We start from the raw sequence: 15791 nt of genomic DNA on the forward strand, positions 1-15791 counted from the left end.
ACAGGGAGGTTCTTCTTTTCATGCGACAGGATTGCGAACAGCCCCAGAAGAACGAATTCATTTTGGCACCGAGTGACAAAATATTCAATCACTCCGAATCGTTTTTTCAAGAGTGAACAGACAATGACACGCCGATATAGGACTAATAAAATCCCTATTTTGAAATATGAATATTGGCGCATCATCTCGTAAATTTGAGTGAACACCCTCCCCATTTGTGTGACATTGAAACCCGCCCCCGATGAAAACTGCACTTTGACCTCGATCAGACCGAATTTTGAGTTATCTCAATCTTCCCTTTCTGGTGCCCGTGCCATATTGAGGGGAACAATCATCCGTCACGTTGTGGACGGCAGTTTTTCAAACAGTGCCGGGACAGTACAAGAATGCTCAAACGGATAGCCGCCAGTATTGTGGGCCTCGGTGCAGTGGGCGGCCTCGGTTTCCTCGCCTATGCGTGGTACCCCGCAATCGCCCCCATCTCTCCTCCCGCTGCGGCCTCTTTTTCCGCAGACGCCATCAAGCGTGGCGAAATCGTTGCCGCCGGTGGATACTGTGCCGAATGTCACACCCGCGTGGATGGCAGCCCCGGCCCCGAACTGGCCGGTGACTTCAAGATGGCCACTCCATTCGGTGACATCTTTTCATCCAACATCACGCCTGACCCGGAATGGGGTCTCGGCAACTGGTCGTTGGAAGCCTTCAAGCGTGCCATGAACAAGGGCATTGCCCGTGATGGTTCACAGCTTTATCCGGCGTTCCCGTTCGACCACTTCACGAAGGTCAACGATCAGGACGTCTCGGACCTGTATGCGTATCTGATGACGCGCCCGGCCGTGCACCTGAAGCCGCGTGACAACACGGTCCCCTTCCCGATCAACATCCGTCTGATCGGTCAGGGTTTCTGGAAGCTCCTGTTCTTCACGCCGGGCCGCTACCAGAACGACCCCAAGCATGATGCACAATGGAACCGGGGCGCCTATCTGGCCGAAGGTAACGCCCATTGTGGTGCCTGCCATACGCCGCGTAACCTTCTGGGTGCAGAGAAGCTGAGCCATGCTTATGATGGTGCTGTCATTGATGGCTGGATTGCTCCACCGCTGAATGACCACAACCCAACGCCGGTTGTCTGGACGGAAGACGAGTTCTTCCAGTATCTGCGCTTCGGCGTCGCTCCGCTGCATGGTTCTGCTGCTGGCCCGATGTCTCCGGTGCCGCATCGCTTCCTGTCCAAGATTCCGGAAGACGATGTGCATGCCATTGCTCATTATTATGCAGACGTCGCGAAGGCTGCCCAGCGTTCTCAGGGCGATCAGGCTGCCATTGCTCGCGCCATGCAGATGTCCGGCAAGGATCTGACGGGCCCGCAGACACTGGATGCGGATGCGCGCCTGTATCAGGGGGCGTGTGGCGCTTGCCATTACAATTCCGGCCCGATGCCGGTCTCCGGCCGCCCGGAACTGGCTCTGAACAACGCGCTTTGGCTGGATGAGCCGAACAATCTGTTCCAGGTCATGCTGCATGGCATCGGCGCTGCCGAAGGTCAGGACAACATCGCCATGCCAAGCTTCTACACAGCCCTTTCGGACCATGACATGGCCCGTATTGCCGCGTATCTCCGCCGCACCCGCACCACTCTGCCCCCCTGGACGGATCTGGAAAAGAAGGCCGCGGCTGCCCGCGCCACGCTGTCCGCACCGCCCGTTAACGCCTCGCACTGATCCGGGCAGGACAGGGAAAACGAAATATGACCACGAAATTTGAACTCAACGGACAGCCCGTTTCGGTCGATGCACCGGATGATACCCCTCTGCTGTGGGTCTTGCGGGATGAACTGAACCTGACCGGCACCAAGTTTGGCTGCGGCATTGGCGAATGTGGTGCCTGCACCGTTCATGTCGGTGGGCGCGCCACACGGTCCTGCATCACGCCTCTGTCTTCCATCGAAGGCGCCTCGATCACCACGATTGAGGGGCTGGACCCGGAAGGCAATCACGTCGTGCAGGTCGCCTGGCGCGACCAGCAGGTGCCGCAGTGCGGCTACTGCCAGTCCGGCCAGATCATGCAGGCCGCAAGCCTTCTGAAAGATTATCCGAAGCCGACGGATGAAGAGATTGACGGCGTCATGGGTGGCAGTCTCTGCCGCTGCATGACGTATGTCCGCATCCGCAAGGCCATCAAGGAAGCAGCTGCCGCGCAGCAGGGAGGCGCCACCAATGGCTAAGATCGAACAGATCGCCAAGAGATCCGACGCAGGCCGCCTGTCTCGACGCAGTTTTCTGATGACGGCAGCAGGCGCAGGTCTGATGTTTGGCTTCGCCCGCAAGGCCGAAGCTGCGCAGACCTACCCGTCTGCTATGCCGCCGGAAGCCGCGTTCGAGCCGAACATGTGGTGCGCCATCGCGCCGGACGGTTCCATCAACGTGAACGTTGTCCGTGCCGAAATGGGTCAGCACGTCGGAACCGCCCTCGCCCGCATTATTGCGGACGAAATGGAAGCCGACTGGGATCACATCAAGATCACGGAAGTGGACACCGCTCCGAAATGGGCCGGCAAGTTCGTGACCGGCGGGTCCTGGTCCGTCTGGGATACGTGGGACACGTTCCGTCAGGCTGGTGCCGCTGCCCGTACGATCATGCTGGAAGAAGGCGCAAAGCTGCTCGGTACAACGCCGGACAAATGCGTTGCCCGCAACAGCACGGTCACGGCAGGCAGCAAGAGCGTCTCTTATGGCGAGATCGTTTCCAAAGCCAAGCCGACGCGCAGCTTCACGGCTGACGAAATGGCCAAGCTGCCGCTCAAGCCCGCCAGTGAACGCCGCCTGATCAGCAAGCCGGTTCCTGCTCTGGATATTCCGGACAAAACGACTGGCAAGGCCATCTACGGCATCGACGTGAAGCTCGAAGGGATGGTCTATGGCCGCCCCAAGATGCCGCCGACGCGCTACGCCGCGAAGGTGCAGTCCGTCGATGACAGCGAAGCCAAGAAGATCCCCGGCTACATTCGCTATGTTGTTCTGGATGATCCATCTGGCATCGTTCCGGGCTGGGTTGTGGCTCTGGCCAAGACCTATCCCGCCGCTATCAAAGCTGCGGACGTTCTAAAGGTTCAGTGGAATCCCGGTCCGACGATCAATGTCTCGGAAGCAGACATCATCGAGCATGGCCGCAAGCTGATTGCAGATCAGAGCACTGGCGCTCGCGTCTTCAACGACAAGGGTGTGGACGAGGCATTTGCCCATCCGGCACACTCCTTCGAACGTAGCTACACCTGTGCCTCCGTCGCGCATTATCAGCTTGAGCCGGTCAATGCGGTAGCCCGTCATATTGATGGCATGTGGGAAATCCATACCGGCAACCAGTGGCAGTCCCTCGTTCTACCGCAGCTCTCCAAGGCGCTTCAGGTGCCTGAAGAGCAGGTTGTCATGCGCACTTACCTGCTGGGCGGCGGGTTTGGTCGTCGCCTGAACGGTGACTATTCCATCCCGGCGGCTCTGGCGTCCAAGGCCATCGGTGGCGCACCGGTCAAGCTGATCCTGACACGTTCGGACGATATGGCGTTTGACTCCATTCGTTCTCCCTCTCTTCAGACGGTTCGCGTTGCCCTCGATGCAGACCAGAAGCAGATTGTGGCGATGGATTATGCTGCAACGGCAGGCTGGCCCACACTCGTCATGGCACCGGCCTTTCTGGCCAAGGGCGAAGACGGCAAGTCCTACGATCCGTTTGCCATTGCGGGCGCTGATCACTGGTACGAAACCGGGCCAACCCGCGTCCGTGCCATCACGAACGATCTGGCCAACAAGACTTTCCGTCCGGGCTGGCTCCGTTCCGTGTCCGCAGGCTGGACGCCCTGGGCGCTTGAGTCCTTCCTCGACGAACTTGCGCACCAGACGAAGCAGGACCCGCTGGCATTCCGCCTGTCCATGTTCACAGCGACAGGACGGAACGAAGGCTCCGCTCCCAATGCTGTAGGCGGCGCCAAGCGTCAGGCTGCAGCCCTTCAGCGCCTTGCCGACAAGATCAACTATGGCAAGACGCAGCTTCCGGCGGATACCGGCATTGGCATCGCGACCAGCTTCGGACAGGAACGCGGCATGCCGACCTGGACGGCCGGAGCGGCTCAGGTCCACGTTGATCGCAAGACCGGCGTCATCACCTGTCAGAAGCTTTGGCTGGTTCTGGATGCTGGCACGATCGTTGATCCGGGTGGCGCACTGGCACAAACCGAAGGCGCAGCCCTCTGGGGCCTGAGCATGGCGCTGTTTGAAGGCACCGAGATCGTCAACGGTACGATCAAGGACAGCAACCTCAACACCTACACGCCGGTCCGTCTTCCGGACGTGCCGGACATGGACATTGAGTTCGTCCAGAACACCGAAAAGCCTACGGGCCTTGGTGAACCGGGTGTGACGGTCGTGGCGCCTGCCATCGGCAATGCCGTGTTCAATGCCATTGGTGTGCGTCTGCGCCATCTGCCAATGCGTCCGGCAGATGTGCTGCGTGAACTGAACGGTCACAACAGCTAAAATCCGGCTTCACCGCCGAAAAAAAGAAACGCCGCGCCCCGGATTGGGACGCGGCGTTTTTTTTATGGCTGCATCAGCCGTTGCGGTAATAGTAGCTGTAGCCGTTCAGGGCCGGTGCGCCGCCCAGATGAACGTACAGAACCTTTGATCCGTCCGGGAAATATCCCTTCTTCGTCAGATCAATCAGGCCCTGCATGGATTTCCCTTCATAGACAGGGTCCGTCATCATGGCTTCCGTACGGGCCGCCAGTCGGATGGCTTCGTTCGTTTCTTCGGAAGGAACGCCGTAAGCGGGATAGGCGTAGTCCTCGAGGATAACGATCTCATCGTCCCGCACTGCCCGACCAAGCTCTACCAGCTCGGCTGTGCGGTCCACGATCTCCCGCACCTGCTCGCGCGTCTGTTCGGGCGTTCCGGAAGCATCAATACCGATGACCCGATCTGCACGATCCTGCGCCGCAAATCCGACGATCATTCCCGCCTGCGTCGAGCCCGTCACGACACAGACGATAATGTAATCGAACGTGAAGCCGAGTTCCTGTTCCTGCTCCGCGACTTCTTCCGCAAAAGCAGCGTAACCGACGCCGCCATATTGATGAACAGATGCACCGGCCGGAATGGCATAAGGCTTTCCGCCAGAATCTTTCACGGACCGAATCGCGTCTTCCCAGCTCTGGCGGATACCGATGTCAAAGCCGTCTTCCACAATGCGGGACTCAGCCCCCATGAGGCGCGTCATGAGGATATTACCGACACGATCATAAACAGCATCATAATGCGGGACCCATTTCTCCTGCACGACGACGCATTTCATACCCAGCTTGGCCGCTGTCGCTGCGACCATGCGCGTATGATTGGATTGCACACCGCCGATGGAGACCAGTGTATCTGCGCCAGAGGCCAGAATATCCGGAACAATATATTCCAGCTTGCGGAGCTTATTGCCGCCCATCGCCATGCCGGAATTGCAGTCTTCACGCTTGGCATAGATCTGCACTTTGCCACCTAGGGCTTCGCTCAGACGTGGAAGATGCTCAATAGCCGTTTTTCCAAAAGTCAGCGGATAGCGCTCAAATTTCTCAAGGTTCACAGACAGCCTCCCAAGGTGTTCACACCCGAAAGCAGTAGTGAAATATTCTTCGAAGGTGCTTTCTAATTCAGGCAATAATTTCTGTATTTTAGTCTTAAAATAGAATTTTAATGGATGTTTCTCTTATAATTTGAGGAAATAATGAAAGATTCCATCACACCAGATCTGGACGCAATCGACCGGAACATTCTTCGCCTTCTGCAGGGCAACGGGCGCATGTCCAATGCCGAACTGGCCGAGCGTGTAAACGTGAGCGCCGCGACATGTCACCGGCGCACCCAGAGACTGTTTCAGGACGGTTATATCCGCGGCGTTCGCGCCGAGATTGATCCCGTCAAAGTCGGACTGGGAACGATCGCTCTGGTCGGCGTCGTGCTGGACCGGTCCACTCCCGAGAGCTTCGCGGAACTGGAAGAGGCGGTAAAAACCATGCCCATGGTGCTGGACTGTCATCTGGTCGCGGGCGATTTCGATTATCTGCTGAAGATCCGTGTGGAAGACATGGCGGATTTCAATCGGCTTCATGCAGAAAAGCTCATTGCCTTTCCGGGAGTGCGACAGGCACGGACGTTTTTTGTCATCAAGGAAGTCAAGGACAACGGGCCACTCGCGTTCTAGAATTGCGTTCGCATGGAACGTCCTGTTGCCTCTGTGCAATGATTTCCTTTGCGGTATTGTCACGTCCTTGCCTGCCACCAGCTATGGAACCCTCTGCCCATGCCCCTTCACCCCACCGTCCCGAAGCCGAAACGTTTTAGCAAAACGCGAAAGGCCCTGCGCCGCACGCTGGCGCTTGGACTGGTCGCTGGCGGCCTGCTGGCAGCCTCCGCGCAGGCGAAAGCTGACCCCCGCCTTGTCATTTTTGATGATGACGGCTTCAGCATTGCCCAGTGGATGATCATCAAGGCCCCCAATGTCCGCGTGCTTGGCATCACGACTGTCACGGGTGACGTCTGGCAGAAAGAAGCGACGAATGACGCGCTGCGTGGCGTGGAAGTGGCAGGCCGCGCAGACATTCCCGTTGTTCCGGGCGCAACCTACCCGTTCCTGAACTCGGAAAAGCTAACGGACCGCTGGGAAGCCCTTTACGGAAAACTGATCTGGAAAGGGGTGTGGATGAAAAAATGGGTCGAAAAGACCGAGCAGCCACTTCCCTATTATCATGGCCCGGATGTTGTTCCAGACCTGCCATACGGCAATCCGGTCAAGAAGCCGGAAACCGAGCGCGCAGCTGACTTCCTCATTCGGATGGTTCACCAATATCCAGGGCAGGTCAGCATCATTGCAACGGGTCCGATGACCAACATCGCACTGGCCCAGACGCTTGATCCTGAATTTGCGAGCCTCGCAAAAGAACTCGTTTACATGGGCGGTGGCCTGAACCCGCGCCAGACACGACCCGGCGTTGTGGCACACCAGTTCGCGCGGGAATTTCTGAACAGCCCCCGTCGTGAATTCAACTTCCGTCTGGACCCGGAAAGCGCAAGTGCGGCCCTTCGCGCACCATGGAAGCACATCGTGATGGTTCCGGCCGATCCTTCAACGGATACCGAACTGACACCAGAATTTCTGAAGAAGCTGGAAGCTACCGGCACGCCCGTCGGGCATGTCATGAAGTGGCATCTGAGCGGCTTCCCGCTCTGGGATGAAATTGCAGCATCCGTCTGGCTGGACCCGAGCATCATCACGGAAAAGCAGGATCTGTTTGTGGATGTGAACAGCCAGTTTGGCCCCGGCTATGGAGACGTTGTGTCCTGGACTCCGGGCTATGAGCCAGGTCTGGGCGAGCGCAAGAACGAAGTTGTCCTGCGCATCAATGTTCCGAAACTTGAAAAGCAGATCCTTGATCTGATTGGCAGCCCACAGGCTCCTGTCAGCGGACATCCTCTCCCCTGAAACACAAAAGCCCCGTTGCCATTCGGCAGCGGGGCTTTTTTCAGATGGCGGGAAGAGCGACCTGCTCTTTGGGCCAGCGGCGATGAAGCCAAAGCCATGCTCCCGGCCTTTCGCGGATCCACCGCTCCAGCGTCTCGTTCATGGCAACGCAGATTGACCGGATATCCGCATGACGATCGCCTGTTCGTTCAGCCTGAAGCGGGGCTTCACACACCATACGGAACCGACCGCTCCCCAGTCGCACGATATGGACGGGTATGATGGGCAGATTAAAGCGCAACGCCAATTGCGCTACCGCTGGCGCCGTCATGGCATCCCGTCCCAGAAACGGAATGGCGAGCCCGTCGTTCATTTTCTGATCGACCAGAAAACCCAGTGAGCCACCGCTTTGAAGATGCGTTAAGGCCTGCCGGGCCCCTTTGGGTCCTTTAGGAAACATGCTTCCGGTCGGGCCGAGAGCCTTCTGTCGCATTGTCTGCGTCACAAGATCGATGACCGGATTGGACGAGGCCCGATAAAAACCCGCAACTGGCATGCCCAGACTGGTTGCGATGGGCAGAATGAGCTCCCAGTTCCCCAGATGCCCTGAGAAAAACAAAGCCTGTGAGCCGTTCTCTTTCAAGGCATCAATATGCTCTTCACCCTCGATCTCCCATCCCGGTCCCATTTCCGTACGGGTAAAGGATGCAAGATGGGGGAGTTCTGTCACGTTCCGCCCCAGGTTCGTCCATACATCCCGGATAATCTGCTGTCGTTCCGGTAGGGATAAATCAGGAAGAGCGAGTTGAAGGTTTCGATCCGCAATGCGGGTTGCCCGGAGCCTCATTCCGACATTCCGCATCAACCAGCCGCCCGCTGTCGAGGCGTATTGCGGCCCCACACTGCGCAGGAGGCCAATGACGCTCCATAGCGCTGCCGATTGCATATGCTGAGACAGACGGGACAGAACAGGAGCGATTGATGCCATGCGACGATAGTCGCTTTAAAAGAAAGATAATCAATTCTTGTTTTGTATCTAATTAATACCTGAGTTTCTTAATTTATACTTTATTGGTAATTTTTCAGAAATAATAAAACATATTTGAATTTTTTAATAAATAATAATTCCTGATTTTATTTTTAAACTTCCAGATTTATGCCCTGCGGCAGAGGACATAAATCTCGGGGAAGTCGCTTTGCTCCACGTTCAGGATGACATCTCAACCCTATGTTTTCGCGCGAATGTTTCCAGTGCGTCGAGATAAAGCGCCCGCTCGTCGTCCGAAATCCAGGCCGCCTGAAAGGCATTTCGGCTAATCTGCATGAGTTCGTCCCGTGTCAGGTCCGCTGCACTTTGAGCCTTGGCGAAACTCTCCGTCATATACACGCTCTGCATGTAACCCGGGTCGTCGGAATTGATGGTAATTTTCAGTCCCGCTGCCAGCATGTCCCGAATATCCTGACGGGACCGCCCCGGCCTGATGACATCGTTCGGAGACGGACACAGCGTGAATGTCACGCCCTTGTCCCGAGCCATCGCAATCAGTTCAGGCTTCTCCAGCACATTCAATCCATGATCGAGGCGCTCGCTACCCAGATCCTGAAGAGCCTGCCGGATATGCTCATGCGTATTCTGCTGATCGAGATCACAATGCATGGTCAAGTGAAGGCCCAGCGCTCTTGCGCGGGCGAATGTTTTCGCAAATTTGGCTGGCGGATTACCCTTTTCGTCTGAATCCAGACCTACACCAATGATGCGGCTCCGACCCGGTCTCTCAAGATAAGGGAGAGCCTGGGTGAAGGTCTCGTCGGCAGAATCCGCACTCATTTCACGTATAAAGCACATGATGAGGTGAGAGCGGATGCCGAAGTCCTTCTCTGCTTCCTCCTGCGCTGCATTGAAGCCCCGGATAACTGTTCCGAATGCTATCCCGCGACGGGTGTGAAGCTGCGGGTCAAAGAACATTTCAGTGTAAAGAACATTCTGCTGCGCGACTTTTTTCAGATAGTCATAGCAGAGGTCATGAAAATCCTGCTCGGTCTGCAGAAGCTCGACGCCCTCGTAATACAGCGTCAGAAAAGAGGGCAGATCATGATAGATGTAACCTTGTCGGATTTCTTCCGCAGAGCTGGACCTGAGAGGATGATTGTTCCGCTCAGCCAGCTTGATTTTCAAGTCCGCTTCCAGCGTTCCTTCCAAATGAACATGAAGTTCAGCCTTGGGGAGCTTTTCAAGAAATTCCTGCATGCAGACAACGGACATGACCTGCGTTCCTTATCAGTCGTGATAAGCCCGCATCATGCATGTTTGCTGGAAAATTGAAACGATACCGACATGATATCTTTATTTTAAAACGGCATGGCACGTTACAAGTGCTTTGTCGTCCATCTCACTGGAAAAGAACGCGTCGTTTCCTTTGTTCCACCAGACATACTGTGCCGCAGCATATTTGGCGCCATCCGCAGCAATTACGTTTGAAAACACCTGCGTGTGCCCTTCAATTGGCAGAACAGCCAAACTGATGGCATCTGCATTGATATATTGAACGGCAACGCGTTTTTGCGGCAAACGCGAGAGAAGCTGCGTGGCTGCATCACCGTTTCCCTGACAGGTATAAAGCACTGTCTGGCGGTCAACTGTTGTGGGAGAAGCGAGTTTGATCTGAAAACTAGTGACCTTTGATGCAAAAGCCGGATTTATCCCCAGACAAAGAACAGCCATTAAACCAAACGAATATTTTCTCATCACTTGACCCTTCCCAGCAGATTGAAGCCTTCAGTATTGCCTGAGACATCTCTTTCAGTCAGATTGAGCCGCCATTCTGTCAGCATGATGACAACTGCCCAAACCAAGGACGGACTGTGAGCTGGTTTTACGAAGAACACGGAAGCCGCAAAGGCCCGCTTTCTGAAGATGGTATGCGTGCCCTCATCTCGACCGGCAGTATTGAGCACTCAACTCTGTGCTGGACCGAAGCCTTCGGTGCGGAATGGCATCCGGCAGGCAGTTGCGCGTTCTGGCCGCCCCAGCCCGAAGGGGTCCCGCCTGCTCTGCCCCCCAGCAGGGTCTCGAACCGCTGGGCCTGGCTGAGTATTCTTGGGCCCTTCGTCAGCAGCATGATCGTCAATGTTCTGGCCTGGTTCGGTAACATCCCTGACCGCCAGTCCAGCATCATCGCCGTTCTTCTCAGCTTTGCGATCATCTTCACGTCCATGCTGACAGATCGCCGCGCCCTGATTGCTGCAGGCTTCCGTCCCGGCTCTGCATTCTGGATCCTGATCCCGCCACTCTATTTCTGGCGGCGTATCCAGTTTGTTGGCAAAGGAATGCTGCTGTTTTTCCTGTCGCTGCTGGTCTTCCTGTTCCAGTTCGTGCCGTCTTTTTCAGAAAGCTGGCACATCATGCACAACCCGAATGGCCTCTCCAGCTACGTCTCCAAACACTACGATCTCTGATCGCGATACTCAGCAGAAACGGCGATAGAACTGCTCTGTCTTGAGGGCCTGCTCTTCCAGCACATGGAAGGACAGGTCCCATGTTCTGCCAGGCTGCTGCCTCAGGCGCACAAGCCCGGCGGCAAGTGCGTCGATACAGTCTGGCTTAACCAGACAGTCGGATACATTTTCAAGAATATCCAGAACACCGCCTGCTGCTGTCGCGCATACCGGTAGTCCTGCCGCCATCGCTTCCAGCAGCACCAGCCCGAACGGCTCCCGTCTGGAGGGCAGAACAAATCCGTCAAACGCACAGAACACGTCCGGCACATCTGACCGGTAGCCCGCGAAAATGATGCGATCCCTGTACTCTGCGCAGACGTTTTCAAGCCGCGCACGTTCTGGGCCGTCCCCAATCAGAACAAGGTAAGTGTCAGGTGGCAGAGCGGCCTGTCTCCAGGCCTGAAGGAGACAATCAAACCGTTTCTCTTCCACCATTCTTCCAACGGCACAGATCACAAAAGCTTCCGGTGGAAGGCGATGCTCCTGCCGGAAGCCTTCCCGAAGCTTGGTACGCTCCGGATGGCAGAGGACGGAAGGAATGGTCCAGTTTGCAATCACTGCGCTCTGGTTTCGACAACCTGCTGGCAGGCTGGCCTGTTGCCACCGGGCAATGCAGATCAGGCCGTCATGTTTTCCATAAGTTCTGGCACGATAAGCATTGTGGAGCGTACCGATGACGGGGGTCTCACCCATCAGTCCCAGAGTCTTCAAAACCCCTGCCCGGATCGACGCCTTACCCAAATGAGTATGGATGATATCGAAGGTCTCGTTCCATACCAGCGCCGTCAATGTCGGCAGATATCCTGCGCGATAAGCCCTTACGATACGGACCGAAGGCGAAAAGTGATGCGCAATATCTCCGCCTGTTCGAAGATCAGCGGTATGACGCTCCAGAAGCACCGTCACATCATGCGTCAGAGCCTGTTGGTTCGCGAGCTCCGCAACGTGCCGCTCAGTGCCCGCGAATTCCCGCGTTAGAAGACAGTGAAGGATTCTCACTGCCGTCTCCTTCAGCGAATACTACCGTTCCCGGCCCAGACGCCTTCAATGATAGGGCCTGTCCGCGAAGACATCCGCTGTCGGGGTGGCTGAGGCTGGCAGGCCACAAAATACAGACCGATCACAAACGTTAGCTGAGACAGCGTCATGAGCTGGGACAGAATCCAGCCAATACCAACTCCGTCCAGGCTGCGGAAAAGCTGATAGATGAGGAATGCCATGGCGATCATCCGCATGCTCAGCATCATGGGGCGAAGGGGATTCAGCATGTTTGGCCGGATCATCGGGATCGTTTTTTTCATGCCCAGAAAGAATGCAAGGTTCATGAACCAGATCAGCGATGTATCCACCACACCGCCCATCGTTGCGCCAAACAGCACAATCGGCAGAAGCAGCGCTGCGCCGTTCAGCATTAATGAGCCAAGCTGAAAGCTCATGCCCAACTGCACAACGGGAAGAACTGACGGCAGTCTGTTCGCGACAGGCTGAAAGAGCCGGTCAATCAGCCAGTCATCAAAGCGGACGATAAAATTGGAAGCGGTCATAGTAGTTTTGTTCTTAGCGGCCTCTGATTGACCGCGTCACATGATTTTTTATTCATCCTTCAGCAATCCTCCCTCGGTAGACAGCATCCCTGACAGTCGATTTACTGCTTGGCAGAACATTTTACCCGTAGGAAGTTAATAACCTATGCCCGGTTTCTCCCGCCTGACCCGTGTGACATTGCTCGCAGCCTCCATGCTGGCCCCGCCTCTCCTGACGGGCGCACATGCTGCCCCTGCGGTGCCTCAGGCTGCCACGGCAGCACCGGCCTCCGTCACCCGTGCCACCTTGCCCAATGGCCTGCGTGTCGTGATTGTGCGGGATACTCTGGCGCCCGTCGTACAGACGATGCTCAATTATGAAGTGGGCTCCGTCAACGCACCCAAAGGTTTTCCGGGAACGGCACACGCCCTTGAGCACATGATGTTCAACGGCTCCGAAACACTCTCCCGGGACCAGCTTTCCACCATCAGCGCTCAGCTCGGCAACAATGATAACGCCGATACGACGTCTGACGTCACGCAATACTATTTCAAGGCCCCCGCTGCGGACCTTGATGTCCTTCTGCGGATCGAAGCCGGTCGTATGCGCGGGCTGAACATTACAGAGAAAGAATGGGCCCATGAAAGAGGGGCCATTGAGCAGGAAGTCTCACGCGACCTGTCGAGCCCCATCTACCGTTATCTCTCTCAGGTGCGTGCCGCACTTTACGCAGGCACACCTTACGAGCATGACGCACTCGGGACGCGTCCCTCTTTCGATGCCACGACTGCCCCGCTGCTGAAGCAGTTCTACAACTCCTGGTATGCTCCCAACAACGCCATCCTCGTCATTACGGGCGATGTGGACCCGCAGGACACCCTGAAGAAAGTTCAGGCAGCCTTTGGCAATATTGCAGCGGCTACACTTCCTGCCCGCGCTGCTGTCACACCCACGCCAGCCAAGGCACAGTCCCTGTCGTTGGATACAGATCTACCCATCGGCCTTGTCACCATGGCCTGGCGGATGCCGGGACAGCGTGACCCGAACTATGCTGCCGTAACACTGCTGGCCGATGCCATTGCCAGCCAGCGCAGTGTGCTTTTCGGTCTGGTGCCGGACGGTAAGGCTCTGGACGCCGGGTTCATGTATGACCCGGATGCGCAGGCTGGCCTCGCTGTCGCCTACGCAGGATTCCCCAAGGGAGCCAACCCGGACGACCTCCGCCGGACGCTTGCGTCTCTTATGGATGGCTTTCGCAAAAACGGAATTCCTGCGGATCTGATCGAAGCCGCCCGTCGCAAAGAGATTGCGTCTCTGGAGTTCAATGCGAATAGCATTTCGGAACTCGCAGAGAACTGGTCCCAGGCTGTCGCCATCCAGCATCTTGAAAGCCCGGATGATATGATCGCGGCCTTCCGGAACGTCACAAAGGCACAAGTGGATGAGCTGGCCAAAACGCTCCTTGATCCACAACACGCCATCAGCGCCACCCTGACGCCGAGTGAAAAGGGCAAAGCCATTGGCGGTAAAGGATTTGGTGGCGCAGAGTCTTTCAACACGCCACCATCAGGCAAAGTCAGCCTCCCCGCATGGGCGGAAGAAGCCCTCGCACGGTTGAGCATTCCGGCCGCCGCACCTCTTCCCAAGGCCTATACGCTTTCGAATGGTCTGCACCTTCTGGTCCAGCCCGAGCATGTCAGCCATACCGTCGAGCTGATCGGCTCCATCCGGCAGAATGCATCCCTGCAGCAGCCTGCTGGCAAGGAAGGCGTCGCGGGCCTGACATCTGACATGTTCCTGTATGGCAGCACCTCCCAGGACCGTCTGGCCCTGGCCAGCGCGCTTGATGACATCTCGGCAGACGAAAGCGCTGGCCCTGGTTTCAGTCTCAGCACACTGACCCAGAATTTCAGCAAGGGTCTGTCCCTGCTGGCAGAGCACGAACTGCACCCTGCCTTCCCGGAAAAGGCCTTCCATGTCACGCAGATGGAAGCCATTCAGGCCCGGGCGGGTGAGCTTCAGTCTCCAACCTACCGCTTTGGCCGTGCCACGCGCCGGGCACTCGTCCCTGCAACTGATCCGACCCTTCGCGAGGCCACTCCAGCTACGTTGAGCAAAATTACACTCGCTGACGTCAAAGCCTATTACACCGCCACATATCGCCCGGACCTGACGACGATTGTGGTTGTCGGGGACATCAGCCCTGAAGATGCTCATGAACAGGTTGAAAAGGCTTTTGGCGGCTGGAAGGCTGAAGGCCCTGCCCCTGTCGTTGATCTACCGTCCATTCCTCTCAGCAAGGCCTCTCAGGCTGTCGTCGCAGATCCAGGACGGTCACAGGATGACGTGAAACTCGTGGAGACCATTGGCATGAAGGTCACGGATCCTGATCGTCATGCTCTGGCTGTCGGAAACGAAATTCTTGGGGATGGGTTCTCTTCCCGCCTGATGCAGGATCTGCGCGTTCGCACAGGCTACGTGTACGGGGCAGGAAGTGCCTTCAGTTACTCCCGGACCCGCGGCTCCTTCGGCATCAGCTTCGGTGCGGACCCGGACAAAGTGAACAAGGCGCGCGCCCTTGCAATCAAGGATGTGCAGGATATGCGCAGCCAGCCTGTCTCTCAGGAAAGTCTGGATCTGGCCAAGGCGTCTCTGCTGCGTCGCCAGCCCATGGCACGCGCCAGCTTTGGCGCTCTCGCTGGCAGCTATCTGGATCTGATTGATCTGGGGCTGCCTTTGAATGCGCCAGCAGAAGCAGCACAGGCGATTTACGACATGACACCTGCTCAGGTGCAGGCCGCGTTCAGCAAGTGGGTTCGCCCGGATGATCTCGCGCAGATCGTCCTTGGCCCACAACCGAAGTAAACACTCTAACTTCAGGCCGGGATATTATTTTCCGGCCTGATCCCTTCAACGCCAGACGGTCATCAGAACACCGCCTGAGACGATCAGCAGTCCACCGATGCAGACAGGTAAGGTCAGGGTCTGACCAAAAGCAAAATACGCCACGACCTGAGCTGCGATAAAAAACAGTGCAACATAGACGCCCATCAATCGCCCGAAGTCCCAGTCGGGAAGATTGACGGTTATTCCGTAAATCAGCAGCACAAGCGCGCCGGCTGATATAAAGCCCACACGTCCCAGACCGGCCGTATGCAGGCCGGTTCGCACGAGGGCATCACCACCGACCTCCAGAAATGCAGCGATCAGCAACAACGCCATAAGCCAGATGGTTTGCATTTCCGAATATCCTTACAAAAAAGCCGGGCACAACA

General features: G+C 56.6%; 14 protein-coding genes. 7 read left to right on the top strand and 7 right to left on the bottom strand.

The genetic code is table 11. From position 1 onward, the window contains the following. The first annotated feature begins 386 nt into the window (after positions 1-386). From GCE01_RS03350 to GCE01_RS03360, 3 genes are read left to right on the top strand one after another with little or no spacing between them, the layout of a single operon-like run. A complete protein-coding gene (locus GCE01_RS03350; RefSeq protein ID WP_099210909.1) occupies positions 387-1721 on the top strand; it encodes a c-type cytochrome in 1335 nt (444 codons plus the stop codon). A 26-nt stretch (positions 1722-1747) separates the two neighbouring features. Beyond that, positions 1748-2224 carry a (2Fe-2S)-binding protein gene (locus GCE01_RS03355; RefSeq protein WP_046900117.1) on the top strand — a complete coding sequence of 159 codons (477 nt, stop codon included), beginning with the start codon at positions 1748-1750 and terminating at the stop codon, positions 2222-2224. Then, positions 2217-4529: a xanthine dehydrogenase family protein molybdopterin-binding subunit gene (locus GCE01_RS03360; protein WP_099210911.1), complete on the top strand. Its 2313-nt coding sequence runs from the start codon at positions 2217-2219 to the stop codon at positions 4527-4529. The genes GCE01_RS03355 and GCE01_RS03360 overlap by 8 nt, the downstream gene beginning before the upstream one ends. A gap of 73 nt (positions 4530-4602) precedes the next feature. Here the strand turns inward: GCE01_RS03360 and GCE01_RS03365 are convergent, their stop codons facing one another. Then, entirely contained in the window at positions 4603-5619 is a 1017-nt protein-coding gene (locus GCE01_RS03365; RefSeq protein ID WP_211516764.1) for a 1-aminocyclopropane-1-carboxylate deaminase, read from the bottom strand. Positions 5620-5760: 141 nt separating this feature from the next. Here GCE01_RS03365 and GCE01_RS03370 point away from each other — a divergent pair, with 141 nt between their 5' ends. Both GCE01_RS03370 and GCE01_RS03375 read left to right on the top strand, forming a co-directional pair. Beyond that, positions 5761-6237 carry an Lrp/AsnC family transcriptional regulator gene (locus tag GCE01_RS03370; RefSeq protein WP_046900119.1) on the top strand — a complete coding sequence of 159 codons (477 nt, stop codon included), beginning with the start codon at positions 5761-5763 and terminating at the stop codon, positions 6235-6237. A 99-nt stretch (positions 6238-6336) separates the two neighbouring features. Next, a complete protein-coding gene (locus GCE01_RS03375) occupies positions 6337-7515 on the top strand; it encodes a nucleoside hydrolase (RefSeq protein ID WP_099210913.1) in 1179 nt (392 codons plus the stop codon). Positions 7516-7555: 40 nt separating this feature from the next. On the opposite strand, the gene GCE01_RS03380 is transcribed toward GCE01_RS03375, so the two are convergent. From GCE01_RS03380 to GCE01_RS03390, 3 genes are all read right to left on the bottom strand, one after another. After that, positions 7556-8482: a lysophospholipid acyltransferase family protein gene (locus GCE01_RS03380; protein ID WP_099210915.1), complete on the bottom strand. Its 927-nt coding sequence runs from the start codon at positions 8480-8482 to the stop codon at positions 7556-7558. Between the two features lie 219 nt (positions 8483-8701). Then, positions 8702-9757, bottom strand: coding sequence for an adenosine deaminase (add, locus tag GCE01_RS03385; protein ID WP_099210917.1), 1056 nt, complete (start codon positions 9755-9757; stop codon positions 8702-8704). Positions 9758-9838: 81 nt separating this feature from the next. Continuing rightward, complete coding sequence (locus GCE01_RS03390; protein WP_244591075.1) at positions 9839-10240, bottom strand: MliC family protein; 402 nt, start codon at positions 10238-10240, stop codon at positions 9839-9841. 116 nt (positions 10241-10356) lie between these two features. Between GCE01_RS03390 and GCE01_RS03395 the strand changes: the two genes are divergently transcribed. Further along, the gene (locus tag GCE01_RS03395; protein ID WP_064273616.1) at positions 10357-10950 is read left to right on the top strand and encodes a DUF4339 domain-containing protein; all 594 of its coding nucleotides are present in this window, start codon (positions 10357-10359) and stop codon (positions 10948-10950) included. 9 nt (positions 10951-10959) lie between these two features. Here GCE01_RS03395 and GCE01_RS03400 read toward each other — a convergent pair whose 3' ends face one another. Next, complete coding sequence (locus GCE01_RS03400; protein WP_099210921.1) at positions 10960-11991, bottom strand: glycosyltransferase; 1032 nt, start codon at positions 11989-11991, stop codon at positions 10960-10962. Positions 11992-12002: 11 nt separating this feature from the next. Next, entirely contained in the window at positions 12003-12536 is a 534-nt protein-coding gene (locus GCE01_RS03405) for a hypothetical protein (protein WP_046900126.1), read from the bottom strand. A gap of 145 nt (positions 12537-12681) precedes the next feature. Between GCE01_RS03405 and GCE01_RS03410 the strand changes: the two genes are divergently transcribed. After that, the gene (locus GCE01_RS03410; RefSeq protein WP_099210923.1) at positions 12682-15381 is read left to right on the top strand and encodes a M16 family metallopeptidase; all 2700 of its coding nucleotides are present in this window, start codon (positions 12682-12684) and stop codon (positions 15379-15381) included. A 45-nt stretch (positions 15382-15426) separates the two neighbouring features. Here GCE01_RS03410 and GCE01_RS03415 read toward each other — a convergent pair whose 3' ends face one another. Next, on the bottom strand, positions 15427-15756 hold the full coding sequence (locus GCE01_RS03415; RefSeq protein ID WP_046900128.1) for a hypothetical protein: 330 nt from the start codon (positions 15754-15756) through the stop codon (positions 15427-15429). Positions 15757-15791: the final 35 nt, after the last annotated feature.

The sequence above is a fragment of the Gluconobacter cerinus genome (assembly GCF_002723935.1).
In the GTDB taxonomy this organism is placed as follows: domain Bacteria; phylum Pseudomonadota; class Alphaproteobacteria; order Acetobacterales; family Acetobacteraceae; genus Gluconobacter; species Gluconobacter cerinus.

Bases quoted from the DNA above. Each gene is read 5' to 3' on its own strand.
- GCE01_RS03350 (WP_099210909.1), top strand. From the start codon at position 387: ATGCTCAAACGGATAGCCGCCAGTATTGTGGGCCTCGGTGCAGTGGGC.
- GCE01_RS03355 (WP_046900117.1), top strand. From the start codon at position 1,748: ATGACCACGAAATTTGAACTCAACGGACAGCCCGTTTCGGTCGATGCA.
- GCE01_RS03360 (WP_099210911.1), top strand. From the start codon at position 2,217: ATGGCTAAGATCGAACAGATCGCCAAGAGATCCGACGCAGGCCGCCTG.
- GCE01_RS03370 (WP_046900119.1), top strand. From the start codon at position 5,761: ATGAAAGATTCCATCACACCAGATCTGGACGCAATCGACCGGAACATT.
- GCE01_RS03375 (WP_099210913.1), top strand. From the start codon at position 6,337: ATGCCCCTTCACCCCACCGTCCCGAAGCCGAAACGTTTTAGCAAAACG.
- GCE01_RS03380 (WP_099210915.1), bottom strand. From the start codon at position 8,482: ATGGCATCAATCGCTCCTGTTCTGTCCCGTCTGTCTCAGCATATGCAA.
- add (WP_099210917.1), bottom strand. From the start codon at position 9,757: ATGTCCGTTGTCTGCATGCAGGAATTTCTTGAAAAGCTCCCCAAGGCT.
- GCE01_RS03390 (WP_244591075.1), bottom strand. From the start codon at position 10,240: ATGAGAAAATATTCGTTTGGTTTAATGGCTGTTCTTTGTCTGGGGATA.
- GCE01_RS03405 (WP_046900126.1), bottom strand. From the start codon at position 12,536: ATGACCGCTTCCAATTTTATCGTCCGCTTTGATGACTGGCTGATTGAC.
- GCE01_RS03410 (WP_099210923.1), top strand. From the start codon at position 12,682: ATGCCCGGTTTCTCCCGCCTGACCCGTGTGACATTGCTCGCAGCCTCC.
- GCE01_RS03415 (WP_046900128.1), bottom strand. From the start codon at position 15,756: ATGCAAACCATCTGGCTTATGGCGTTGTTGCTGATCGCTGCATTTCTG.